Genomic DNA, 24025 nt, shown 5'->3' on the forward strand with positions numbered 1-24025 from the left:
CCCTTTATTTGTCAAGCTGACAAACTAAAGCAGAAAAAGCGGCAGGATTTCCCCCTGCCACTAATCATCTGTTTATGCAAAAATAATTTCCTTTTCCACAATCTCCCTCGCACAAGCCCTTATGTTATTGAGGCATCCTGTCCATTCTAAGGCGTTTTCTGCCTTTAGCTGTTCCGTTATGCCCTGTGCCTGTTTCATACCCTCTATGAGCCTTTCAAAGCGTTCCTGTGCCTGTCTGTTGATGTCGGCAAGGTAGGCGTTTAGCCTGCCGCTTGTAAGAAGATTGGTGTATGTAACTTTACGGTACTGTTTTAGATAATCTAAATGCCGTTGCCCCCAGATGCCTATTGCCTGTTCTTCTTCGGCGGGTACAGTTAAGCACGGTATCAAATAATCCCCTTGCCTTTCGTATTTGCCGCCCAGTTCCTCAAATAATGATTTTGCCATTGTCTGTTACCTCCACATTCTTTTTTATTTTGAATGTCCGCAAAATCCGTCCTACATCTCCGGGTCTCCACGGACAATCCAGATCATGAAGTGCCACCAGACGGTCCTGCACATTGGTGCCTGCGCCCATCTTGGCGGTGCTGCCCACAAGCACACGCACCTGACCGGTACGGACTTTAGAAAACAGCTCCTTTTTCCGCACTTCGGTGTTTGCTTCATGGATAAAAGCGATCTGGTCGGCAGGCATCCCCTGAGCAATGAGTTTCTGACGAATATCGTCATATACCGTAAAGGCCGGTTCCTGCTCCGGCAAAGGCACAGTGCTTTCCAGTGCGTGAAGCAGTGGATTATCCAGCGTTTTCGCCGCCTTGCTTGCAGGAGCTTTTGCCTGTGGTGTAGAAATGTCGCAGAACACCAGCTGGGTCAGCTTGTCCGCTTCGCCGTCCCGCCAGATCTGCATGATGTTGTCCACACACTGATTGACCTTTGTGCCGGGTTCATCCGGCAGCATCTGGTTGACGATCCTCTGGTCAAGCCCCAGCTTGCGGCCATCCGAGGTAATCTTGAGCATATTGTCCTGGGACGGGTCAACGGTTCCGCTGTGTACCAGCGATGCGCGCTCCGAAAGGGCCTTGACCATTTCCTGCTGATGTTCGGTAGGCTGCGCCACGATGTTGTGGTATTCCACTTCCGGGGTAGGTAGATTCAGCTGGTCGGCAGTCTTAATGTCGGCCACTTCTTTGAACAGGTTCATCAGCTCCGGCAGGTTAAAGAACTTGCTGAATCTCGTTCTTGCCCGGTAGCCGGTGCCTTCCGGTGCCAGCTCCAATGCGGTAACGGTCTCCCCAAATCGGGAAGCCCAGCAGTCGAAGTGGGTCATGTTCAGTTCTTGCAGGCGTTCATATTGAAGATAACGCTGCATGGTGTAAAGCTCGGTCATAGAGTTGCTGACCGGTGTGCCGGTGGCAAAGATCACGCCACGGTTTCCGGTGATCTCATCCATATAGCGGCACTTGGCAAAGATATCGGAGGATTTCTGCGCGTCCGATGTGGAAAGACCAGCCACATTCCGCATTTTTGTGTATAAAAACAGGTTCTTGTAGTTGTGGGCCTCGTCCACAAACAGCCGGTCCACACCCAGCTGCTCAAAAGTTACCACATCATCTTTTCGCCCCTCGGCTTGCAGCTTTTCCAGTCTGGCTTCCAGAGACTTTCTGGTACGCTCCAGCTGCTTGACGGTAAAACGCTCGCCGCCGCTGGTCTGCACCTCTGCGATCCCCTCGGTGATCTCGTCGATCTGCTCATAGAGAAGCCGTTCCTGACGCTCCCGGCTGATGGGGATACGCTCAAACTGGCTGTGTCCCATGATGATGGCGTCGTAGTCACCGGTCGCGATACGGGCGCAGAACTTCTTGCGGTTATGGGTCTCAAAGTCCTTTTTGGTGGTAACTAAGATGTTGGCGGAGGGATAGAGGCGCAGAAACTCCGACGCCCACTGCTCGGTCAGGTGGTTGGGAACCACAAAGAGAGATTTCTGGCACAAGCCCAGGCGTTTGGCTTCCATCGAAGCAGCCACCATCTCAAATGTTTTGCCTGCGCCTACTTCATGTGCCAACAGGGTATTTCCTCCATACAGCACATGGGCGATAGCGCTTTTCTGGTGTTCCCGCAGGGTAATGGCCGGGTTCATGCCGCCAAAAGTGATATGGCTGCCATCATACTCGCGGGGACGGGTAGAGTTCATTTCTTCGTTGTACTGGCGCACCAAAGTCTGGCGGCGCTCCGGGTCTCTCCAGATCCAGTCCTTAAAGGCTTCCCGGATAGCCTGCTGTTTTTGTGCAGCCAGGGTGGTCTCCTTGGCGTTCAGCACGCGGCGCTCTTTTCCGTCTGCGTCCTCTATGGTGTCATAGATACGGACATCTCGCAGGTTCAGGCTGTCCTCCAAAATCTTGTAGGCATTGGCACGGCTGGTTCCGTAGGTGGTGTAGGCTGCCACATCGTTGTAGGATACGGAAGATTTCCCCTTGATCTGCCATTCAGCGGTAAAGGACGAATAGTTGACCTCGATACTGCGCTGGAGATAAAACGGGGTGTTGAAGGTCTCATACATAAACTGCTGGATATATTCCTTGTCGATCCAGGTGGCACCAAGGCGCACCTCGATCTCCGACGCGTCCAGGTCTTTGGGCTGGGCGGCGGTAAGAGCTTCCACATTGACTGCAAAAGAAGGGTCCTGCTGCGCCGCCCGCTGCGCCTGACGCAGTTTGCGGCGTACATTGCCGGAAAGGTATTCATCAGCAGTCACAAAATGGGGTGTGCCGTCTTTCTCCAACTGTCCCGGTACACGGAAGATCACGCCTTGCAGCTCTCCGGCCAGTTCTTCTTTTGTTTTTCCGGTAAGCCGACTCATATAGCTCATATCTACGCAGGCCTTTTCCGAGATGGACACCGCCAGTGCTTCGCTTGCCGTATCCACAGTAACCACTGCCTGATGGGGCTTGATGGTCCGTTTGGTGAACATATCCGCCTTGCGCTCCAGCTTTCCGTCCTCGTCGATAACTTCCAGCGCACAGAGCAGGTAATAGGAAGAATCATCTGCATAGGCCAGCCGATTTGCACGGTCGTTGATGAGACCGTATCTGGCAGAAAAGCTATCATAGAGCCGGTTCAGTTCCGCCTGTTTTTGGGTAATGGTGCTGTCTGGAACCGCTGCATCCATCTGAAGGTCGATCAGCTCCTGCACACAATCACGCAGTCCCACAAGACCTTTCACGCGGGCTTCGGCGGTGGCGTTGAGGTCAGGGCGCACCATACGACTGTTTTCCCGGTAGTACACCTGCCCGTCTACAATGGCATAGGAATAGTTCTTCACATTGGGGTCGGCAGGAATGGAGGTGTCAATGGCTTCGCCTTCGCCCAGCTCCGGCAGCTCTGCCTCCTGATAAGTGCCATGAATATACTTCACCGCATCATGCAGCTGGTCGGAAAGCTCCAGTCCCTCGATAGGGTTCACGGTGTAGTCCATACCATGAGCAGTGCTTACCGGCTCCTGTCTGCCCAGCACCATTTCCGGATGGTCGATAAAATACCGGTTGATGGCAAACCCATCCTCTGTCTGTCCGGTCTGGGTCCATTCCGGCACGATGTCCAGCGGGCGGTCCCGCTTTTGGAGGAAGATGATGTCCGATACCACCTCGGCACCGGCATTCTTTTTGAACGCGTCATTGGGCAGACGGATCGCTCCCAGCAGCTCGGCACGCTGGGCAAGATAGCGGCGCACGGTGGAATCCTTGGCGTCCATGGTATAGCGGGAGGTTACAAAAGCCACCACACCACCGGGACGCACCTGGTCCAGTGATTTGGCGAAAAAGTAGTTGTGAATACTAAAATTCAGCTTGTTGTAGGCTTTGTCATTGACCTGATACTGACCGAAAGGCACATTGCCGATGGCAAGGTCAAAGAAGTCACGCCTGTCGGTGGTCTCAAAGCCGCCTACTGTGATGTCCGCCTTGGGATAGAGCTGCTTTGCGATGCGCCCGGAAACCGGGTCCAGCTCCACACCGTACAGACGACTGTTTCGCATTTCCTCCGGCAGCATACCGAAGAAATTGCCCACACCCATAGACGGCTCCAGAATATTTCCAGTCTCAAACCCCATACGGCCCACCGCTTCATAGATGGCCTGAATGACCGTAGGGCTGGTGTAATGGGCGTTGAGGGTAGAGCTTCTGGCGGCGGCATATTCCTCCGGGGTCAGCAGCTCTTTCAGCTGGGTATACTCGGAAGCCCATGCCGGTTTCTCTGGGTCAAAAGCATCAGGAATACCGCCCCAGCCCACATAACGGGAAAGAATCTCCTGTTGTTCGGGGCTTGCCTGCTGCCCGGCAGCTTCCAGCTCTTTCAGCAAACGAATGGCATTAACATTTGCCTGGAACTTGGCTTTTGGACCGCCTTCACCCAAATGCTCATCGGTAATGCGGAAGTTTTTTGCATTGCGGCGCAGGTTAGCCTTGTATTCCTCATAAGATGCTTCCTCGGCAGCTTTGGCATTGGGGAAGGTCTGCCACTGGCCGTTGACCTGAATGGAAACCGGGTGTTCATCCAGAACTTCCTCAAAGGTTTTCTCCGGCTCTGTTACAGGGGCTGGCGGCTCCGGCTCCTCAATATGCAACCGTTCCACCACCACATCATAAGGTAGATGGTTCTTATCGCCCGGATAGACGGCCATGGTCTCGGAATGGAAGGTCGGGGATTCGGTAGCCGGTTGGGGCTGTTCCTGTCCCAAACCGTCCTGCTGACGGGCGTACATCCCGCGCAGCAAAGGTGCAACCTCATCCCAGCGGAAATACAGCATAGCCAGACGCTTTTCCTCTGCATCCATGACTTCCAGCTCTATGCCCTGTGCCGTGGTACGGTAATCGGCAATATCGCCAGTCTCCAGATTCAGTGTCTCGATCTCACCGGAATAGGCTCTGCTCAGCCAGTAGGCGATCTCGCTGTTGCTCCTGCCGGATTGCAGCAGCGTGGAAATCTGCTTTTTATCCGCTTCATCCATCAGTCCATGAGCCAATACATCCCGCAAGTCCTGATCTGCCTTGTCCGGGTCAATAGGAAGAAACTCGGTATAGTAAGCATTGCGGCGGTCTGCCCGAAGCAGCTGCTCGAACTGTTCTTTGCGCTCTGCCCGGTAGATGGGATATACCATCCCGGTGGGCAGAAGCTGTACGGTGTCCTCCCGCAGCTCTGTGATCTGATAGGCGTCATCCTCGATATACACGGTATCGCCCACGGCATAGACCGGGGCGGCTGGGTCATAGGAGGTTCTTTGCGGAATTGGACTGCGAACGGCATCATATTCCTCATCGGAAATGGAAATCTCGGAAGTCTGCTCTGCCTCGGCAGCTGCGATCTGCTCTGCATCTGACATCACCTGTTGGATAAATGGGTCATTGTCCAGTTTTTCCGAGTCTGCCACCTGGCCGTTGACGATGCCCCTTTCCTCCAGGGCTTCCCGGATGGCGATGGGGTCGATATTGTCAAAACGGTCCTGTTCTTCTTCGGTATAGAACCGGTCCTCCTGAATGAGCTGGGCAAGCCTGCGCTGTACCTTCGGCCAGGGCAGCTGCGTTTCCTCCGGGCTGCCGGCACGGACAACAAACAGGCTGTTGCTGTTACTGCCGCCGTATTCCTGAGCCAGCCATGCGGCGGTATCTTTTTCTCTTGCATGGTCTTTCATATAACGGACGACAGCGTGTTTACTCTCGATATTGCCGTTCCATGCACAAAGGGCAGTATCAATATCTTCCTGAGAAAGAGGGCGCAGAAGCTCATGGAGCTTTGGATAGGTTTCGTCGATCACTTCCCGGTGCAGGCGCTGGCGGAACTCCGGCACATCCGAATAAAGGCGGATCAGCTCCATATCCTTAGAGCCAAGAATCGCACGGCGCACAGCGGCATTGCCCTCGATGACAGCATTTTCACGGTCGGAATGACCGCAGGCATTGCGATATGCGGTATCCTCGTAAATGGCGGCAGTCACCACAGGCTTATACTGCTCAAACTGCTCCCCAAGGGTAGGCTTTGGTGTTCCTTTCTCCATCTCCGGCTGCTGGGCTTGAATGGCATCTTCTTCGGCCAGTTCCTGTTCAGACTGGATCTTGTCATACTGTGCCTGTTCCTGTTCGGTAAGATAGCGGTCTTTCTGGACAAGTGAGGTAATGCGCTTGGCAACCTTTTCCCAGTTCAAGTGAACATCCGGGCAGTCCTGCTTTTTATAGTGCAGTCCTTTCCCATCGTGATCTTCGCCGCTGTGTGTTGCGCCGGACAGGGCATGAGAGCGTCCGCCAATGCCATACTCGTCTTTGAGGAATCTCACTTTCTCCTTATCCGTATGGTTTGCCATGAAGAACGCATAGATACGGCCTTTTCCTCCGGCGAAACTGCTGCCGCCGGTCATAGCGGCGTCGATCTCATCCTCGGTAATGAAGTGCTGAACGGTTGGCACTTGAGAAAGATCCGAAGAAAAAGTCCTGCGGGGCAGGTCAAGGTCCTTCAGGTTCTCCCAGATTTCCTTTGGTCTGTGGTAGTGAAAGCGCAACAGGTCACGGTCCTGCTGATAGGCAGTCCAGAAGGCGGCATATTCTTCCTTGAGGGTCTGGCGGAAAGCCGGGTCACTCAGCTGCTCCGTCAGGCGGCGAGTCTCCTCCGGGAAACCATTGCCTTTGATCTCTGACAGGCAGGACAAATATCCGGCTTCTCTGGCACCCTCACTAAGATCGTGATACAGATACCAGAGTTTTTCTGCAAGGAGGGAGCGTTCATAGCCTGCCACTTCTGCAAGCTCCACATTGGAGGCAAACTGGCCGCTCTCCAAAAGCTCCCCGATACGCTCTGCGGCGCTCTCCCAGGAAATGACCTGGGCAGACCTGTCATAACGGACAGACTTCCCATGTGAAAGATGGATACCATCCTCGGCATACCATGCGCTCACACTGCCAAGACCATTGCCGCCGTGGTACAGCGTTTTCAGTATCTCGGCAATCTCAGCGGTGGTTTTCTGCTTTTCAAAGGCTGCAACCACACGCTCCCTTTGACGGTCTGTATTGCCGCCCAAACGCAGCACATGGTCGATGTCATTTTGGGCAAAAGAAAAAGCAGAGGATGTATGCGCTACATTCTCTGCTTCATCTATGGATTGGATCTGTTCCGCTTCGGAGAGGAACAGGTTTAGGGTCAGCTGTTGATAAGCTCCGCCATCAGGATTTCCTCGGCCTGAGCTTTGCAGGTGTTCATCAGCCCCACCCACTTCATGGGATCGCTGGCTTTCAGTTCCTCGGTGGCTCCCGCTTCCTTCGCCAGCTGGGGCATCATCTGCTCCAGTCTGCTCTGGGCGGTCTCGTCGATCTCCAGAAGGTGCGGGTACAGCTTCTCGCTCAGCAGCATCTGGTTGTAGAGGATGGGACGGTGTTCCTTCAGATAGGTTTTCCTCATCCTGCCGTACTTGCCCAGGGATTTCTCCGGCTGCTGGCTCAGCTTCAGGTCGGGAATCAGATAGTCTCCGTTCTGGATATAGGTCATGGGATTGTTCATCTTGTTTGCTCCTTTCTTGGTTGGCTTCGCGCTCTGCATTTCGGACGGTGACGCCGATCTGCCGCAGCACCTGCTGGTTGATCTGACTGACCGCTGTTCCCAGCGCCCCGATGGTGGACGGGGTGTTGAAATCAAAGATCGCCATGAAATCTTCGTGGTCGAAGTAGCGTTCCGGCTCCAGTCCACAGCGGGACATCAAAGCGTAAGTGATGCTGACGGTGGCGGCTGCCTTGAACTGCACTCCGATGTTATACTCATCATATTCCTCCAAAAAGGAACCGTCAACGATATAGAAGAAGTCCTGCTGATGCTCCGTCCAGTATTCCTCAGCCAGTTTTCCGGCTACCTCAGTGAGCTGTCCGGCAAGGTCATCACCGGAAACATCATAGATGCGCTCCAGCATGGCCTGCACCGAATCCAGATGGCGCTCCTCCAGCTGCCACAGCCAGGGAGTGCGGGAATGTTCACGGGTTCCGGTGTCAGAAATATCAAAAACATAGCGCAGGCGGGGCCTGTCCCCGGAATCGTCCACCAGAGCGATTCCCTTGGAGCCGCGCCTTACATACCGGCCCATCTTTTCATTCCACAAATCGTACTCTGCACAGGCGGTAGCGTCCGGGCGCTGGGCATAGATCATCAGTTGCTCATGGAACGGGTACTTGTAAAGGCGGGAAGCAGTAGTGAGAAACCCTGCCCATTCCTGCCAGCTTCCCGTGAGTTGCGTCGCCACCTTCTCCGCCATCTGTGCATATAGTTCAGCTTTGGTTGGCATGGTATTCTGTCCTCCTTTCAGTTTTGGGGTAAAAGGTGGGGTGGCAAATTGCCACCCCATCCCTGCGGTTATGGTGTTTACTGGTCAAAATCCGGGTACAGCTCCAGCTGGGCAAAGTCCTCATCGGTCATCGCACAGAGCTTCGTAAGGGCGCTGTCGGTTAGCTCCCTCAGTTCCGTTTCCTCCGGCGAAAGCTCGCCGCGCATCTCACGCAGGCTGTCGATCAATCCGGTGCGGCTGCCGGTATTGTAAATGCACATCAGGTTCATTTCCTCAAAAGTAAAGTTTCCCATATCAAATCTCCCTTTCCGCACTCTTTTTTGGTGCTGTCTTTTTGTGTTCTGTCTTGGGCTGGCCTTTCAGCTGCTCCATGACGGACTTTTTCTTTTCCCGTTCCTCCCGATGGGTGGCGGCTGCCAACTCCATCAGGGAAATGGGCTGACCGCTTCGGGCCTGCTGTTCCAGCTCTGCCACCGTAGGCTCTTTTGCGCCATTGTTGATGATACCGTCGATCATGCCATAATCGTCCTCCAGGGCCATTTCCGCATTTTTCAGCGGATTTTCCGGCAGGAATCCGGGGATCTGGGTAAAACCAACGCTGTCGCAGTAATGACAGGATACCTTACCGTCCTGTTTGATCGCAACGATGTCGCTGACGCTCATGGAGGGACTGTGAAAGTCTACGGGTTTTTCCAGATTGAATTGCTGATAGAGTTTTTCCAGCTGCTCCGGCACAGTGCCAGACTCACTCAGCGGAGCGGTGTAAATGAGGTCATAATTGCTGCGGTCTACGGAAACATCATGGGACTCTAACCAGTCCAGATTCATAAAGCGCACATTTTGCGGATCGTTACGGCTCACCTGGTAGATGGCAAAGCAGTTTCTGTTCTGGGAGAGAAATGCCTGTTCTCGTTCCTGCTGATGTTCCTGACGCTCCATGACCTTTTCGTGGAACTGAGGGCTTTTCTCCCATTCCTCGCGGTCCACACCGAAAAGACCGCCATGCTCCATGATTTCCTGCGGGTCAAACACCATGCTCTCCGTATTGTCCTCATGCAGCACATAGACGGTCAAACCGGCAGCATCCAGTTCCAGCGCCCGTTCTCTTGTAACAGGGAGCATCCCGTCATAAGAGTAACCGTATTTCTGCATATCCGGTGTGGAGACCTGCTCATCGGGCGTTGGGTATTCATCCAGCGCCTGCTCCTGTGCCTCCGGCAGCTGGGAAGAAGCGGCCATCTGACCGACCTCTGCCTGCATCTGCTGATAGGCAGCTTCCTGCAAGGTCTCGATCATAGACAGGGGAGCGTGTCTAAGTGAAGTGCTGTCCAGATCGTTGTCATCACAAATCTGGAGAACTGCCTTCATGCGGGAAAGCTCCGGCATATCCAGCTGACCGCCATCCAGCTCTTTCATGGACGCGGCATCGTAAAGGGTGTAGTCCCAGCCGCTGTCACAGGGCTGAATATGAAGATAGGTGGCATCGTCAATTAGAAACAAAGCCTCCTGCTGGTTTGCCTCCGCATCAAGAACCGCCATTTCCGGCTCTTTTTTTGCATTGGGGTCAATTCCACGCTCTTTGCAGATTTCCTTATAGTGGTGCTCAATGTCAGAGATCAAAGTGCCGGAGGTCTTATTGATGGTCTCCAAACTGGCTCTCAGCTCTTTCAGTTCCTTGCCCTGACTCCAGCTGGCAATATAGCCGAAGCTGTTTTCTCCGGTTTCAATGCCAAAATATTTGCAGACTGCATAGGAGATGCTTTCAGCCTCTACTTCTTCCGTGTGACGGTCTTTCTTCTGTTCCTGCAAAAACTGGGCGAGAGTAGAAAAGCCGCCAACAAAATTCAGTCCTTCTTCCTCGGTCAGCATCAGGCGTCCATTTTCCGCCAGCTCCAGCGGATCTGTCAGCAGAACGGAACCTGCATGGTTTACAACCACTCGTTCTTCTACACAGACCGGCTCTCCGGGGTCGTAGTCAGAACCGCGCAGGTCATAGCAATAAACGCCCTCCGGCAGATTATCACGGGCAATCCGTCCGTTGGAGAACAGACCGGGTTTATCAAACAGCTCGATCTCCTGATATTGCTCGTCATTGGCAATCTGAATCTTTTTCTGATTGTGGAGCTTGCTGTGGGCAATCTCGTGAACCGTGGCCGAAACCGTCTGCACCTCGCTCATGCCCTGACGAATGGCGATTTTCTGATGATCGGCAGAAAAATAGCCGTCCGTATCGGCGGCCATTGCTTCAAAAGTGATCGGCATCGGCGCACTGCGGCGCAGGGCCTCCATGAATGCCTCATAATTGGGCACATTGCCGGAAAGGGAGGAGGCAAGCTCCGGCAAAGGTTTCCCATCGGTCTGGCTCACATCAAAGACCTTGACCGGGCGAAACATGGGGATCTCGATTTCTTTTTCCTCTGTGATGATCTTTCCGTCTTTATCCAAAATCGGAGCCTTGGTATCCGGGTCCAGTTTCTGCTCCTCGATTTTCTTCTTGTACGGTGTGGGGGCGATGATGGTAATGCCATGTTCTCCCTTTTTAACATGACGCTCAAACTGGTCTTTCCACTTATTGTATCCGGCTACCAAAGTGGCGTCCGGCTTCTGCATATAGATGAGCATGGTGTTGTTTACCGAATAGCGGTGGAAGCGGGACATAACGGACAGATAGCGCATATACTTTTCACTCTCAAACAGTTCCTTGATGCCCTGCTCGATGCCGTCTGTGATTTCCCTTAGCCGCTCTCGGTTGGTGGGTTTGTTCTCAGCCATGATTTTCAATCTCCTTTCCAAGTGTGTGATTTCTGCTGTGTGTTCTGCAATCCATGCCTTTTGTTCTTCTTCACTTTCATAAAGAAAAAGATCCAGCAGGTACTCCACATAGATTTTCTTATGGATTGCTTCCACAAAGCGGGGGTGCGGTTTCTCCTCCGGTGTCCGGGGAGAATGGTCGGCCTCCCATTTTTTCAGCAGATAGTAGTAATCGGACAGTACGCGATAACACTGCTGCCGGTCCTCCCGAAACTTTTGTGCCTCGGTTTTCTGCCGGACATACCTCCTGCGGGGAGGGGCCTGACTGTCATAGATCAGGCCAAAGTCCTGTGCCAGTTTCTCCGCCGCTTCTTTTGGGGAGAGGTCAAAGAGCTTTGCGGTAAAGTCGATCACATCCCCATCTGCACCGCAGCCAAAGCAGTGGAACCGCTGATCTACCTTCATGCTGGGGTTCTTATCATCGTGAAAGGGACAGCAGGCCATACCATTTCGTTTGACCTCGATCCCATAAAACGCTGCCGCTTCTCTGGTGCTGACCGACTGCTTGACTGCTTCAAATACATTCTCTGCCATGTGCCTTTAACTGCTGGACTTTCTCACAGGGGGCTGGTATCCGGCAGCTTTCGCACGCTCACTGGCAGCTTTGCGACGCTCGGCGCTGTATGGCTCCCTGACTGATACACACCGCTTGGGGACGGTAAAGTTATGGGCGTCCTTTCGGGTGATCTGGTCGGGGTGCTTTTTTGCCAGCAGTTCCAGCTTCTCCATCAAACGGGGATCGTGGGTGTAGACCTCAGCCATTGGTTCTGCCTGGTTATAGAGGAGAATGGTTTCCCGTTCCGCTAAAGAGAGCTTCATCGGCTGCCTCCTTTCCGCTGGTCAAATTCCAGCTTGAAGTTGGCGTACTGTCCATCGTCCTCCAAAACCACAGTGGCATCGTAGGTCTTGCCGGTTTTCTCCGAATATAGGCCCGTTACACGGACACGGCCATCTTTCAGCAGTGCAGACACCACAGCCTTGGTCGGCTGTTTTTTCTTGGCAGCCCACCATTTGTTATTTTTCCAGATTGCAAATTTGCAAGAATCATTCTGACAGAAGAAGCCTTTTTGCAGTTCTGCAACTTCACCGCCGCAGCGGGGGCATTTGCCTACCACCTCACGGGGCGGGGAGAACAGGTACTCGGTTCCCTTGATGACCTGATAAGTCCCCACCAGGTCTCCCAACATGGTGCTGATCCCGTCCAAAAACTCCTCCGGGGCAAGCTGCCCGCGCTCGATCTCGCCCAGGCGGTACTCCCACTCGGCAGTCAAAAGCGGCGATTGCAGCTGTTCCGGCAGAACGGTGATAAGGGAAACTGCATCGTGGGAAGGGAGAAGCTGCACCGTTTTCCTGCTCTTTTTTCGTTCCAGAAAACCGGCAGATACCAGCTTTTCCAAAATACCGGCACGGGTGGCCGGTGTCCCCAGACCTTTTCGTTCGGCATCCTCCGGCATATCTTCTTTTCCGGCAGTCTCCATCGCGGACAATAGGGTGTCCTCTGGTACGTTTTGTCAAGGGTGTTTAAGAACTTTTTTCGCTGTCATTCAAAATCAGACGCTTGATTTTGTCGCTCATGGTTTCTTTGCTCGTTTCACTGAAATGGATTTTGACGCGGTAGGTGGTCTTTCCAATTTTCTTTATCATTACAGGTGGCGCGGCTTCCTTTACGGTCAGAGGGGAAGCGGTTGCGGGGGTGCTGCGGTTGCTGGTGTCGTTGTTCATAGGCTCTCCTTTCCATGAGAAAAGCCCCATGCGGTCATACATGGGGCGGTGGTTTTGAGGTTGAAGTGGCGAAGTGGCAAAGTGGCAAGGTATCTGGGTTTTGCCACTTGGATTTTGCCGTTTCACTTTTTAAGAGCGTGATACCATGCCGCGCCAATGCGCTTTGAGGTAATGCGCCCGTCAAGGTTTCTCTTTGCCGCCCGGACGGTACGGGCGGATATGCCCGCTTCTGTGGCGGCTTTCTCTATGTCCTCGCTGGCAAGCTCTTTCCCGTCTGCCAACAGGTCAAGTATCAGCCTTTCAGCCTGTTCGGTCTTGGTGGCGGTGTTGCCGCCCGCGCCGGACAGCAGCTCATCGGCGGTAATGTCATACTCGCCCATCCACTCAAAGCCTGTTTCCGGGTCAAGGCAAAAGGCAACGGGCTTGCCCTCCGGCGCAAGGGAAGATTTGTCATGGACGATAACGCGCACATTCGGTTCTCGCTTCACGCGCCCGATCAGCAGGACGCTCCTTGCTGCGGCGCGGAAGTCGATAGAACCTAAGCCCCGGTATGCGCTCTGCCCTCCGGCTGATTTGTTTAAGTGTCCGATAAGCACAACGGCGCACCCGGTACGCTCGGCAACATCGGCAAGGCGGCGGAACATGGGGCGCACTTCGTTCGCCCGGTTCATGTCGGTTTTCTCACCCACATACGCCTGTATGGGGTCAAGAATAATCAGCCGCGCCCCGGTCTGCATGATGGCTTTCTCAATGCGTTCATCGGATAGGGATAGCTCGCGCTTGGCTTCGTCAATGACAAGTACCCGGTCAAGGTCGGCGGCGGCTTCGATAAGGCGGGGCTTGACGGTATCTCCCAAACCGTCCTCGGCGGTCTGGTAAATCACATTGAACGGGGGCAAGGGCTGTCCTGTGGGAAGCTCGCGCCCGGTGGTGCAGGCGGCGGCAAGGCGCAGCGCAAAGGTGGTCTTTCCCTCACCGGGGTTGCCCTGTACTATCGTAACCTTTCCAAAGGGGATATAGGGCTTCCATAGCCATTCAACCGCCTGTGTGTCAACCTCGCTCATGCGGATAATCTCAATGGTTTCCTCCTGCGGCAGCGGCTCACGCAAGCCATAGACAGCTTCCCGGAGATACTTCCCGTCTGTGATTTCCTGTCGGCGCGTCTGTACCTCGTTCCAATCTTTGAAAAGAGGGATAAGGCGGTGGACGGTCAAGCCCTCCGGCATGAGCTTCACAAGGCGGCTGCAAGCATCGTTTCCGGCGTTGTCGTTGTCAAGGCAGAGGTAAACGGTCTTGATGTTTAGACTGTCAGAGAGAAAGCGCAACAGGGCTTTTTCTCCCACGCCGCCCAATGACAGATAGCTTTGCTTTTGCCAGTCCTTTTTGAACAGGCAGAGGAAAGATAAGAGGTCTATCGGGGCTTCAAAGACAAACAATCTTTCGCCCTCGCCACGGTAGCAGAAGTTAAAGGCTTTGTCGCTGCCTTTCACATCAAGCCGAAAACTCCCGGCTGTGCCGCGCTGATGGGCGTATCGCGGTATGCCGCTTTCATCTCTGCCGACGAATACGGCGTTATGGTGGGTGGCTTCCTCGTAAATATCCCCGGTGGAAAAGAAAAAGCCCGTCACATCTTCATCAATGCGGCGGGCGGCTGTGAGGTAGTTCCTCGCTATGCTGTTGTCGGTGTTGCGGGGCGGTAGTCGGAAGTCAGAAAAGGACGCGGGGCTTGGTCTGTCCGGCGGCGGGGCGGCTCCTTTTTCGCCTGTGAGAAGTTCAACGGCTTCGGTGAAGCTCTTGCCGAAAAACTCCATGGCAAAATCAACGGGGCCGCCGCCTTTGCTCTGGCTGTGGCGATACCATTTGTTTCCCCGGACGGTCAAGCTGTCGTGCCGCTTCCAGCGGTATTCATTCCCGGCGCGGGTAAGCTGCTCGCCCTGTGATTGCAGGAAAGAAACAAGGTCGGCTTGGTTGGCGTGGTCTATCTGTTCTTGGGTGTAATACATGGCTGATACCTCTCTTTCTGTGGTTGAATTGTTCATAGTTTTGATGTAGAATGAAACCGAAAAATCGGAAGTTAGTGAGGTGCTGGATTGTGAATGAAAGAGAAAGAATTATTCACTTATGGTTTGAAATGTGGCTTACAAAACAGGATTTAGGTATTGATAATATTTTTGCAGAAGATGTAATTTATACTGAAAGTTGGAGTCCAAAATATAATAACCGTCAAATCGTAAAACACTGGTTTCAGGAATGGAATACTCGTGGCAAAGTCGTTGCTTGGGAAATCAAACAATTTTTCCACAAAGGAAATCAGACGATTGTGGAGTGGTATTTCAAAAATGAAATGAACAATGGGAGCATAGAGGAATTTGATGGAATTTCCCTAGTTGAATGGACAAAGGATAATAAAATAAAATCATTGAAAGAGTTTGGCTGCAATTTGAATAATTATAATCCTTATGAGCATAGTGACCTGCCCGAATTTAGGGACGAAAGAGCAAGTTGGTTTTAATATTAGGAATCAATAGCGTCCATTTTATCGGAAAACATTTAGGACGGACAGGCAAAGTAGCTTGCCCGTCCTTTTCTTTATCGCTCCTGTTCCTGCCGCTTGGTGCGGCTCTGCGTCTGCTCCGGTTGGTCGGCGCGGAGTGCAATATCCACGCACCTGCGGATTTTTTGAAGCTCGGCAACCTCGGCGCGGGTATCTTTCAGTTTGGTATAATCGCTGTCCCTCTGCGTTTTGAGGTCAGCATATTCCTGTTCCCATTCCGCAATAGGCAAGGTCTTTGTTCCTTTCGGCAGATTTGCATGGAGATAGCGGTTTGCCGCGTCCCATAGGGTAAGCTCGGCGCGGCGGGCTTCCGCAAACTTCTCCTGTTTTCCTTTCCAGCGGATTTGCCTATACTCGTCCTGTATGGGCTTGTAGGTTTGATAATTTCTGCCGTACTCCATGAGTTTTTGCAGTTCTTTCATGCGCTGCTCGGCGGTTTTCATTCCCTCCCGGATTGAATAGGCTTTATCGCTGACAGAGGAAAGAGAAGCGTCCAGCTCGTCAAGATTAGAGATACCATGCTCGGAAAGATAGTTGACCGCCGCCGCTATGGTTTTCAGTTCATCGGCTGTGTGCTGCTGTTGCCAACTCTGCGAATACTTCCGGCTCTTTTCTCTCTGAACGCTCAAATACTTCATCAACAGATTTGCAAGGTTGGGAGATTGCGGCGGCTGCTCTGGGGCGGTTTCCCGCGCTTTGAACAGGTCGGCAATCCATTCCTTGAGCTTCCCAATCTGCGCCCGGATTTCCCGGATAAGGCGGTTTGTCTTTTGAATACTGCGGTTCAGTTCGCCTTTCTCGGTGGCGATACCTTTCTTCTCCATCTGGCAAGCCGCCACGCCCATGTGGACGGTAGGCAGCTCGTCAATTCCTCTCTCGGCGTTGCTGCGGTGGTCGATACGCTCCGGGCTTCCGTTCCTCTCCAAAAAGTCGTTGGTATAGTCAGCCCATGCCTTGCGCCACAAGAGGGTGTTGTCCTTGTCGTTCCAGCCTGTAAGGTCAATTTTGTGCGTCTTGTATCTGCCACTTGGCAAGCGGATACGCTCGCCGTTTTCGTCAAGGTCATATTCCTTTTTGGATTTCGCCGCCCATGCTCCGCGTTCGTCAAGGGGGCGCATAGTCAGCATGATATGACAATGGGGGTTGCCGGTGTCGGTGTCGTGGATAACAAAATCCACACACATTCCTCTGGAAACAAATTGAGAGGAACAGTATTCCCGGACAAGCCGGATCTGTTCCTCTCTGGATAATTCTATGGGGAGCGCCGCGTCAATCTCACGCGCAAGCTGGGCGTTCCCGGCTTTCTCGTAAAGCTCCACGCTGTTCCACAAGGTTGAACGGTCAGAGAATGAGGGTGGCGCGTGGGGTGGCAGCATGATTTCTGTATGGACAACGCCGCCTTTGCGGGTGTAGTCATGTGTCATTCCGTCCCATTCGTTTGTCAGCTTTTCGCCGCTTCGGTAGGCGGCTGCGGCAACGGCTGATTTGCCTTTTCCTCGGCTCACAATGCCGATGTTCCAATGATAAATGGCTATGGGTATCACCTCCCGGATAGGATAATAAAACCCGCAAAAAAGGTACAGACGCCAACGGCGGGTGTACTGTTTTTGTGGGTGTGCAGGGATAGCCGCGAAGCGGCGCAAGGGGTGCAGCCCCTTGTTGCGGCAAAGCCGCCATATCGGAGCGCGGGGAAATCTCCCTGTGCGGAGATAAGCCCTCGGCAGAGCGCACACGCCCGTAAGGGTGTATAAGTGCGCCCTTAGTTCCTAAGGGATTTATTCGGCGTTCCTGCTTTCGGCTCGTTTTTTCAGATATTCCCGCGCTGGTTCACTCGTCAAGGCAAACCTAAGAAGTGCTGCGGCTTCCTCGTCGGTCATGTTCTTTGCTTTCGGCACAATGCTTTCAAAGACCGCGCCCCGGACAATAAGGCGGTGGCTGCGCGTTCTGCGTTCCTCTTTGGATAGCTTCTGACGCAACATCTTTTCTCGGTTCTCAAACTGCCGGATTTTCTTCTTTCCGTCCTCAATCTCGGCTTGCAACTCCTCGCGGGTTTTCTCTCTCGGTTTCGTCATGGGTGTCGCTCCTTTCTGCCCGTAGGCATGGAAAAGGGCAGTCGATTTTCTCGGCTGCCCTTGTAAAATAGAAAACTTATTTACTTTGCAAGAAGGTTTTGTTCGGATACTTTTTCATCAGAAGTATGGCTTGTTTGGGCGTGGGGCATATCAGTCTGAGTTTCCGTCAAAGTCTGTGTTATGATAGTGTTCATATAACCAGTATTTTCCCTCAAACTCAACGACAATGTTATCGCCGTACTGATAAACCGCAGCTCCTACAATATCATCATTTGCTTGGAAATTTTCTTTTGGTTCTTCCGAAGAACTAACTGTGTTTTCGATTTTTCCTAACAAATTGAAAGAACTTTTTTCATCTGCGAAGTTGGGTTGAGAGTCAACGATTTGATAAAGCGTATCATTTACATAGACCATAGGAGCAATATCTCCAGAAATGGGAACCAATGCCTTTAGCAAATCTTCTCCTGTTACACCTAATTGTGCTTCATCGCTTGCAAAAGGAATACGCAGCAGGTATTGTTGGTCTACTTCGTAAAGATATATATAAATGCCTGAGCCAACATCTTGTGTGTCACCTAAAAGAGAAAGAACATCTTCTCTTGTCATGGTCGGTGTTAGTTCTTTAATTTGCTCAGATGTTACCTGCGTCGGTGTATCGAGCGGTTCTTTGTTTTCTGGTATTAGACTAAGGATTTCTTCAGTCAACGGGTTACTTTCTCCTGCGTCAATCGTTTTTGCAGCTTCTTTTATTTCTTTATGAGAATAGTCGCTCAAATCTTCAACAGCAATGCCGAGAGAATTGAGATAATCAACCGCTGCATTATATTGAATTATATCAACGGCAAATGCGGTCAATGGTATCATCAAGCACAAGCAAGCTGCAATAGCCCCCCACTTTACCCAAATGGGTTTTTTGGCTTTCTTCTTGTAGTTGAGAGCTTCATCGACATATTTTGTGTCAAGCTCGCTCATAGCGTCGGAAAACTTCTTTGCATTCATACGAATACCTCTCTTTCAATCAAATATTGCTTCATCTTCTCGCGGATACGGGTCAGCCGGACAGAAATGTTTTTTTCTGAAAGCCCCATAAACTCGGCTATGTCCTTATAGCTGTCGGAAAACCAATAGCGGCGCATGAAAATAACGCGGTTTTCGGTAGTCAGCGTGTCTAAAAATGCTTCAATGATACGGGCTAACTCTTTGGCTTCGATTTCTGCTTCTACTGTATTCGGGGCTGCTATACAGGCTTCAATTTCTTCCAAAGCAATCGTGTAATGGCTGCTCCGTTTGGCTGCTTCCTTTCTCCAATAGATTTTGAGTGAAATGTTCCGAACGATTTTAACAAGATAAGATAGCAGCGGGTTAGGTCGTGCCGGGGGAATGGCGTTCCATGCGCCTAAATAAGCGTCGTTTACACATTCCTCCGCGTCTTGTCTGCTGCCTACGATATGGTAGGAAAGATTGTGGCAGACCTTTCCGTATTTTATATCCAGCTCTCGTATGCCTTGTTCTGAACGTCCAAAAAACATTTCTATGATTTTTTCGTCGTCTATCATCTCACCGCCTCCTTTCGGGCTTCACCTATGTACTACGGTTTCAGCGGCAAATACTACATCTAATCCGAAACTTTTTCAAAAAAATTATAGCACATCTTTTTGAATAGGGTGTGTCAAGTTGCCGGAATGTTTCTTTGCCGCTTTGCTGGCGGCGTTCCTCCGTTCCTCGCTGTATGGGGCGGTCAGACGGAAAGAGAAACGCCCCTTGCGGATTTCAAACTCCATGCAGCCCGTGTCCGGGTCTGCGTCGGTCTGGCGGCACTGGTCAGGGTGCTGTCCGGCGTAGGCGGCAAGCCGCTTCTTTAAGTCGGTGTTGTGGGTGCGGATATGGATAAGCGGTTCTTTCTCGTCAAACCAAATGTCGGTAGTCTTTTCCTGCTTAGTAAGCCCTGTTCTCATAAACTCTCCTTTCTGCGCCCCTGTTACGGGGTAGGGGCATTTTTCGGGTGTTTTTCCCGGCTCTTGACTTGGGGAAAATGAGGATTTTCAAATAGAAACCGCCCGGACAGGGAAAGGTTCGTCAGGGCGGCTGTTATCGCAAGATTTCTGTTTTTTCCGGCTCTTGACCGTCAAGCATAGATTAGCTCATATTTTACGATTTCTTCTGCCTGTGCTTTGCAAGCGTTCATCAGTCCTACCCACTTCATAGGGTCGGCGGCTTTTAATTCCTCGGTGGCTCCCGCGCTCTTGGCAAGCTCCGGCATGATAAGGTCAATCCGGCTCCGCGCTGCTGCGTCGATCTCCGCACAATGCTCATACAACTTTTCACTGGCGGCAAGGGCGGTATAGAGGTCGGGGCGGTAGCCCTCAAGATAGGATTTCCGCAAGTGTCCGTAATGTCCGATATGGGGCAATCTGGCGGGCGGGGTAGTGCCATTGTCAATCAATCTTCTCATGCGCTTTTTTCTCCTTTCTTGTCTGCGACAGGGGGAAGTTCATGGGGCTTTTGTTCCTGCTCCCGTTCCCGCTGTTCTCTCCATTGTCTGCGTTTTTTCTCCATATAGCGGCGGTTGTATTCGGCTTTTTTTGCTCTGCGCCGTTCCTGCTCTGCCAATGCCGCTTTTTCTTCCTCTGTCAGTACGATTTCCTCATGGGGGATTTCTACCTTGCCGACAAAGTTAAAGAAAATCTCAACCTCCTGTGTGCGGCTCGCCCCTTTTCCCTCTGCTTGGTGGACAAGGATTTTTTCAACAAATTCATTTATCATGGCGGGGGTAAGCTCGGAAAAATCCGTATATTTTTTGACAAGGGCAAGAAATTTTTCAGCGTTGACGGTTTCCCAGCTTATACGGTCAAGCTCCTGCTCGTCTTGGGTAACGCTCTCGGTTAAACTCTCTAACTCCGCTTCAAAATCATGCAGCATTTGTTCAAAGAGCTTATCGGAAAGTCTGCCGTTTACATTGTCCTCATAGAGCTTGCGGATTAAGCGGCTCAATTCGTCGGCTCGTTTCTCGCTGCGCTGTTTTCTCTGCCGGATTGCCTTTGCCGCTTTCGCCTGCCGCTCGCTGGAAGCAGAGCAGACCTGCTCCATAAATGCCGCTTCATTGTTCAGCGCGTAGTCGCATACTTCCTTGATAGCTTCGAGCAGAAGCTCATTTACAACGGCTGTGCGGATAAGGTGCGTCGTGCAATATCTATCATAGTGCTGGTTGCCTAAATCATAACGGGAACAGTTGTACTCGTCGCGTTCTGGACGCTTCCTGCCGTTGGGTCGCCCCGCCCAGTCCCGCGCCAGTCCAGCCCCGCCCCTGTGGTTATACATCTTAGCCCCGCAATCCGCGCAAAACATCAAGCCCGTTAAAGGATTTGCCGCGCCTATGGTGTCCGTCCGGCGTATTGTTTTTCGTAAGCTCTGGACGCGCTCCCATGTTTCCTTGTCAATAATGGCTTCCTGCGTATTTTCAAAAATGACTAAATCCTCTTTGGGTGTCGTTCTGGAGCGTTTGTCTTTGTAGCTTTCTTTATAGGTACGGAAGTTTACTGTATGCCCCATATACTCCGGCTTGGACAGAATATCGGCAACTGTGCCGCCGCGCCATGTGTACCGTTCAGCGGGGTTAAAATTAGACTGATGTTTCCCCACGCCGCGCTGTGCAAGGTAATAGGACGGCCTTTCAACCTTTTCCAAAGCAAGGATACGGGCAATTTCATACGGACCTTTGCTCTCCAACGCCATGCGGTAAATCCGGCGTACTACCTCGGCGGCTTCCTCGTCGATAATCCAGTGGTCTTTGTCGTTGGGGTCTTTCTTATAGCCATAGATACAATGGCTGTTTGTATGCTTGCCGGACATTCCTCTTGCGCGGAGAACGCTTGTTATTTTTCGGCTGCTGTCACGCACATACCATTCGTTCATAATGTTCAAAAACGGGGCAAACTCGCTGCTTTCGCGCTTGTCGCTGTCAACTCCGTTTGCTATGGCAATAAAACGGACGCCCCGCTCCTTGAACATGACTTCTGTGTAAAATCCCACTTGCAGATAATCTCTGCCGACACGACTTAAATCCTTTACCAGTACATAGCCGATTTCGCCGCTTTCAATTCCCGCAATCATGCGTTTCCAGTTCGGACGCTCGAAGTTTGCCCCAGACCAGCCGTCATCGGTAAAGTGGACGCAATTCGTAAAGCCATGTTCCCTTGCATAATCTTCAAGCAGCTTCTTTTGATTGATTATGCTGTTGCTGTCGCCTGTGAGGTCGTCGTCGCGGCTCAACCTCTCATATAATGCGGTTATTTTGCCTTTATCGGTTTTCCTTGCTTTCATTAAGACATCTCCTTTCTATGGGCGATTTCTTATCCCCCTTTCATAGCATATAACTTCCGTAAAGTGCTGGGGCGGACTGCTTTTGCCTTCTTTGACGATTGCCGCAGAAACCGAAAGGGTCTGTCCTTCGGTCAGCTCCGGCAGGGCTTTCTCTGCGCCCTCTTTTTTCGGCTCTGCATCCTTCATTTTGGCACGGTAAGCGTCCTCCAGTGCTTTCCATCCGGGGTGCTTCACTGTTTTTCCTTTGGCGGTAAACTCCCCACCGGCACAGTCGGCAATCACAACGGTTTCCGAATAGATATGGGGCTGGGCTACGGCACACAGCAGACGCAGGGCCACCAGCTCCAGCACCGCTTTTTCTCCCGCAGGAAGGGCAGAAAGGTCTGCATCCTTGAGATTTCTGGTAGGGATTACTGCGTGGTGGTCGGTTACTTTCTTATCGTTGATGACTGGCTGCGGATCACAGGTAATGGCGATCCCTTTGCGAAACGGCATAGCATTGGCAACCAGATTGACCAGCACCGGCAGGCTGTCTGCCATATCACCGGTCAGATAGCGGCTGTCAGTACGGGGATAGGTGCAGAGCTTCTTTTCATACAGGCTTTGCAGATAGTCCAGGGTCTGCTGGGCTGTAAATCCAAGCAAGCGGTTGGCATCTCTTTGCAGAGTAGTCAGGTCATAGAGGGCGGGCGGCTTTTCGGACTTTTCCTTGCACTCCACCTTTTTGATCGTGACGGCTGCACCCTGGCAGACTTCTTTCAGCTGCTCGGCAGCGGCCTTATCCGCCATGCGCTCCCCGGATACGGTAAGACCGGGTAGCTCCAGTGCCACGGTATAAAAGGGAACCGGCTTAAAGGTGTCGATCTCAGCTTCTCGCTGGACAATGAGTGCCAGCGTAGGGGACATCACGCGCCCGATGTTGAGGGTGCGGTGGTACAGCACGGAAAAAAGCCTTGTGGCATTGATCCCCACCAGCCAGTCGGCCTTGGCACGACAGAGAGCAGCATCCCGAAGTCCGTCATAGTCCGCACCGGGGCGGAGGTTTGCAAAGCCCTCCCTGATGGCGGAGTCCTCCATCGAAGAAATCCAAAGCCTTTTCATCGGCTTTTGGCAGCCTGCCAGCTCATAGACACTGCGGAAGATCAGCTCGCCCTCGCGTCCGGCATCGCAAGCGTTTACCACCTCCGTCACATCCGGGGCATTCATCAGCTTTTTGAGAATATCAAACTGCTTTTTCTTATCCTTTCCCACCACCATCTGCCAATGCTCCGGCAGAATAGGCAGGTCATCATATCGCCACTTGGCATACTTGGGGTCATAGCTGTCTGCATCTGCAAGCCCGGCCAGATGGCCCACGCACCAGCTGACACGCCAGCCGTTTCCCTCCAGATACCCGTCCTTACGGGCGGTTGCACCAATCACCGCCGACAGACTTTGTGCAACCGATGGTTTTTCAGCAATCACCAGCTTCATAATCTTCAACCTCCCATTCATTCTGCCAATTATCAGACAGTTTTTTTGCAATGCTGTGTTCTGAGGCAAGTGTAATGTCATAGCCAAAGCGATAATCATATCGGTACAACCTGCCAATCAAATCATTGATTATGATATTGCAGGCCATAATCACACGCTCTTTATCCACCTGCATCAGTTGATAGCGTTGATAATTGTTGTAATATTCTCGATGTCTGTGGGTTCTGCTGACCGTATCTTCCATCAGACAATCTATGGCATCTTTTTCACCATCTTCTTTGCTGCCCTGTGTATAAGACAACAGTTCCTTAACCATGGGAAAACTTTGTTCATCTACCGTTGCTTCTTCGCTCAAAAAACCGATATAAGCTTTTAGTAACAGGCTAACTGCTGTTTTTTCAGCTTCAGATAAAGCGTTCATGGTCTCCGCTGCATCAGGCAACAGTTCCTTTTCCACAAATTCATCTATCTCACCAGAATAAAGCATTCGGATTGAGTCCACACATAAAGAGCGTTTTTGGGGTGCGGTCTCAATTTCAAAATCATAAAGATCCAAGTCATCGTCCTTCTTTGATTTTTTTTGAACTTTGCTTATAGCAGTGAAAAGAATGTCTCCTCCAAAGTAAATTCCGAAGGCGACCAGATCAAAAATAATCAGAAAGTGTAATAACAAGTTCCAGGTGTTCATTGTGAGGTCCTCCTTTCTTTGACCATGTGCTGATTTTGGGTGTAGATTTGCAGTAAGAGAGTGAGTAGAGCAGCAGA

General features: G+C 51.9%; 18 protein-coding genes and 2 pseudogenes. 2 read left to right on the plus strand and 18 right to left on the minus strand.

Annotation, left to right across the window (positions count from 1 at the left end; all coding sequences use genetic code 11):
• Positions 1-72: 72 nt before the first annotated feature.
• The 3 genes from EJE48_RS04485 to EJE48_RS12535 all read right to left on the minus strand — a co-directional run bounded on the left by EJE48_RS04485 (position 73) and on the right by EJE48_RS12535 (position 7524).
• Positions 73-447: a TnpV protein gene (locus EJE48_RS04485; RefSeq protein WP_001129922.1), complete on the minus strand. Its 375-nt coding sequence runs from the start codon at positions 445-447 to the stop codon at positions 73-75.
• Positions 428-6403, minus strand: a complete 5976-nt coding sequence (locus tag EJE48_RS04490) for an SNF2-related protein (protein ID WP_456297938.1) — start codon at positions 6401-6403, stop codon at positions 428-430. Before EJE48_RS04490 ends, EJE48_RS04485 begins: the two co-directional genes overlap by 20 nt.
• A gap of 776 nt (positions 6404-7179) precedes the next feature.
• Positions 7180-7524 carry a TnpV protein gene (locus EJE48_RS12535; protein WP_430413569.1) on the minus strand — a complete coding sequence of 115 codons (345 nt, stop codon included), beginning with the start codon at positions 7522-7524 and terminating at the stop codon, positions 7180-7182.
• Here EJE48_RS12535 and EJE48_RS12540 point away from each other — a divergent pair.
• Positions 7523-8290, plus strand: coding sequence for a hypothetical protein (locus EJE48_RS12540; RefSeq protein ID WP_118583102.1), 768 nt, complete (start codon positions 7523-7525; stop codon positions 8288-8290). The two genes, EJE48_RS12535 and EJE48_RS12540, sit on opposite strands and share 2 nt — an antisense overlap.
• A gap of 95 nt (positions 8291-8385) precedes the next feature.
• On the opposite strand, the gene EJE48_RS04495 is transcribed toward EJE48_RS12540, so the two are convergent.
• From EJE48_RS04495 to EJE48_RS04520, 6 genes and pseudogenes are all read right to left on the minus strand, one after another.
• Complete coding sequence (locus EJE48_RS04495) at positions 8386-8601, minus strand: transposon-transfer assisting family protein (RefSeq protein ID WP_002570996.1); 216 nt, start codon at positions 8599-8601, stop codon at positions 8386-8388.
• Between the two features lies 1 nt (position 8602).
• Positions 8603-11653, minus strand: coding sequence for an LPD28 domain-containing protein (locus tag EJE48_RS04500; RefSeq protein WP_124984328.1), 3051 nt, complete (start codon positions 11651-11653; stop codon positions 8603-8605).
• Between the two features lie 6 nt (positions 11654-11659).
• On the minus strand, positions 11660-11938 hold the full coding sequence (locus EJE48_RS04505; RefSeq protein WP_006059586.1) for a hypothetical protein: 279 nt from the start codon (positions 11936-11938) through the stop codon (positions 11660-11662).
• Positions 11935-12630, minus strand: a pseudogene (locus tag EJE48_RS04510) (DNA topoisomerase); the annotation flags it as partial. The gene EJE48_RS04505 and the pseudogene EJE48_RS04510, both read right to left, overlap by 4 nt.
• A 10-nt stretch (positions 12631-12640) precedes the next feature.
• Entirely contained in the window at positions 12641-12841 is a 201-nt protein-coding gene (locus EJE48_RS04515; RefSeq protein ID WP_022473970.1) for a transposon-encoded TnpW family protein, read from the minus strand.
• Between the two features lie 122 nt (positions 12842-12963).
• On the minus strand, positions 12964-14844 hold the full coding sequence (locus EJE48_RS04520) for an AAA family ATPase (RefSeq protein WP_118583051.1): 1881 nt from the start codon (positions 14842-14844) through the stop codon (positions 12964-12966).
• An 89-nt stretch (positions 14845-14933) separates the two neighbouring features.
• Between EJE48_RS04520 and EJE48_RS04525 the strand changes: the two genes are divergently transcribed.
• A complete protein-coding gene (locus tag EJE48_RS04525) occupies positions 14934-15353 on the plus strand; it encodes a nuclear transport factor 2 family protein (RefSeq protein ID WP_099571277.1) in 420 nt (139 codons plus the stop codon).
• Between the two features lie 77 nt (positions 15354-15430).
• Here the strand turns inward: EJE48_RS04525 and mobQ are convergent, their stop codons facing one another.
• The 9 genes and pseudogenes from mobQ to EJE48_RS04570 form a co-directional block, all read right to left on the minus strand.
• Positions 15431-16939, minus strand: a complete 1509-nt coding sequence (mobQ, locus tag EJE48_RS04530) for a MobQ family relaxase (protein WP_118583060.1) — start codon at positions 16937-16939, stop codon at positions 15431-15433.
• Positions 16940-17170: 231 nt separating this feature from the next.
• Complete coding sequence (locus EJE48_RS04535; protein ID WP_118583048.1) at positions 17171-17467, minus strand: DUF3847 domain-containing protein; 297 nt, start codon at positions 17465-17467, stop codon at positions 17171-17173.
• 150 nt (positions 17468-17617) lie between these two features.
• Positions 17618-18466 (minus strand): hypothetical protein, encoded by an 849-nt coding sequence (locus EJE48_RS04540; RefSeq protein ID WP_007887193.1) that lies wholly within the window; start codon positions 18464-18466, stop codon positions 17618-17620.
• A complete protein-coding gene (locus EJE48_RS04545; protein ID WP_005922902.1) occupies positions 18463-19023 on the minus strand; it encodes an RNA polymerase sigma factor in 561 nt (186 codons plus the stop codon). Before EJE48_RS04545 ends, EJE48_RS04540 begins: the two co-directional genes overlap by 4 nt.
• Positions 19024-19107: 84 nt before the next feature.
• Positions 19108-19422: a hypothetical protein gene (locus EJE48_RS04550; RefSeq protein ID WP_055200133.1), complete on the minus strand. Its 315-nt coding sequence runs from the start codon at positions 19420-19422 to the stop codon at positions 19108-19110.
• A gap of 170 nt (positions 19423-19592) precedes the next feature.
• On the minus strand, positions 19593-19919 hold the full coding sequence (locus EJE48_RS04555) for a TnpV protein (protein ID WP_055200132.1): 327 nt from the start codon (positions 19917-19919) through the stop codon (positions 19593-19595).
• Entirely contained in the window at positions 19916-21787 is a 1872-nt protein-coding gene (locus tag EJE48_RS04560) for a recombinase family protein (RefSeq protein ID WP_118479778.1), read from the minus strand. Before EJE48_RS04560 ends, EJE48_RS04555 begins: the two co-directional genes overlap by 4 nt.
• A 54-nt stretch (positions 21788-21841) precedes the next feature.
• Positions 21842-23260, minus strand: a pseudogene (locus tag EJE48_RS04565) (DNA topoisomerase); the annotation flags it as partial.
• A complete protein-coding gene (locus EJE48_RS04570; protein WP_006059584.1) occupies positions 23241-23948 on the minus strand; it encodes a hypothetical protein in 708 nt (235 codons plus the stop codon). The pseudogene EJE48_RS04565 and the gene EJE48_RS04570, both read right to left, overlap by 20 nt.
• Between the last annotated feature and the right edge of the window lie 77 nt (positions 23949-24025).

The organism is Anaerotignum faecicola, assembly GCF_003865035.1.
Classification (GTDB): Bacteria; Bacillota; Clostridia; order Lachnospirales; family Anaerotignaceae; genus Anaerotignum_A; species Anaerotignum_A faecicola.

Coding starts and splice junctions, on each gene's coding strand:
- EJE48_RS04485 (WP_001129922.1), bottom strand. CDS start 447: ATGGCAAAATCATTATTTGAGGAACTGGGCGGCAAATACGAAAGGCAA.
- EJE48_RS04490 (WP_456297938.1), bottom strand. CDS start 6,403: ATGACCGGCGGCAGCAGTTTCGCCGGAGGAAAAGGCCGTATCTATGCG.
- EJE48_RS12540 (WP_118583102.1), top strand. CDS start 7,523: ATGGGATTGTTCATCTTGTTTGCTCCTTTCTTGGTTGGCTTCGCGCTC.
- EJE48_RS12535 (WP_430413569.1), bottom strand. CDS start 7,524: ATGACCTATATCCAGAACGGAGACTATCTGATTCCCGACCTGAAGCTG.
- EJE48_RS04495 (WP_002570996.1), bottom strand. CDS start 8,601: ATGGGAAACTTTACTTTTGAGGAAATGAACCTGATGTGCATTTACAAT.
- EJE48_RS04500 (WP_124984328.1), bottom strand. CDS start 11,653: ATGGCAGAGAATGTATTTGAAGCAGTCAAGCAGTCGGTCAGCACCAGA.
- EJE48_RS04505 (WP_006059586.1), bottom strand. CDS start 11,938: ATGAAGCTCTCTTTAGCGGAACGGGAAACCATTCTCCTCTATAACCAG.
- EJE48_RS04515 (WP_022473970.1), bottom strand. CDS start 12,841: ATGAACAACGACACCAGCAACCGCAGCACCCCCGCAACCGCTTCCCCT.
- EJE48_RS04520 (WP_118583051.1), bottom strand. CDS start 14,844: ATGTATTACACCCAAGAACAGATAGACCACGCCAACCAAGCCGACCTT.
- EJE48_RS04535 (WP_118583048.1), bottom strand. CDS start 17,467: ATGACGAAACCGAGAGAGAAAACCCGCGAGGAGTTGCAAGCCGAGATT.
- EJE48_RS04540 (WP_007887193.1), bottom strand. CDS start 18,466: ATGAATGCAAAGAAGTTTTCCGACGCTATGAGCGAGCTTGACACAAAA.
- EJE48_RS04545 (WP_005922902.1), bottom strand. CDS start 19,023: ATGATAGACGACGAAAAAATCATAGAAATGTTTTTTGGACGTTCAGAA.
- EJE48_RS04550 (WP_055200133.1), bottom strand. CDS start 19,422: ATGAGAACAGGGCTTACTAAGCAGGAAAAGACTACCGACATTTGGTTT.
- EJE48_RS04555 (WP_055200132.1), bottom strand. CDS start 19,919: ATGAGAAGATTGATTGACAATGGCACTACCCCGCCCGCCAGATTGCCC.
- EJE48_RS04560 (WP_118479778.1), bottom strand. CDS start 21,787: ATGAAAGCAAGGAAAACCGATAAAGGCAAAATAACCGCATTATATGAG.
- EJE48_RS04570 (WP_006059584.1), bottom strand. CDS start 23,948: ATGAACACCTGGAACTTGTTATTACACTTTCTGATTATTTTTGATCTG.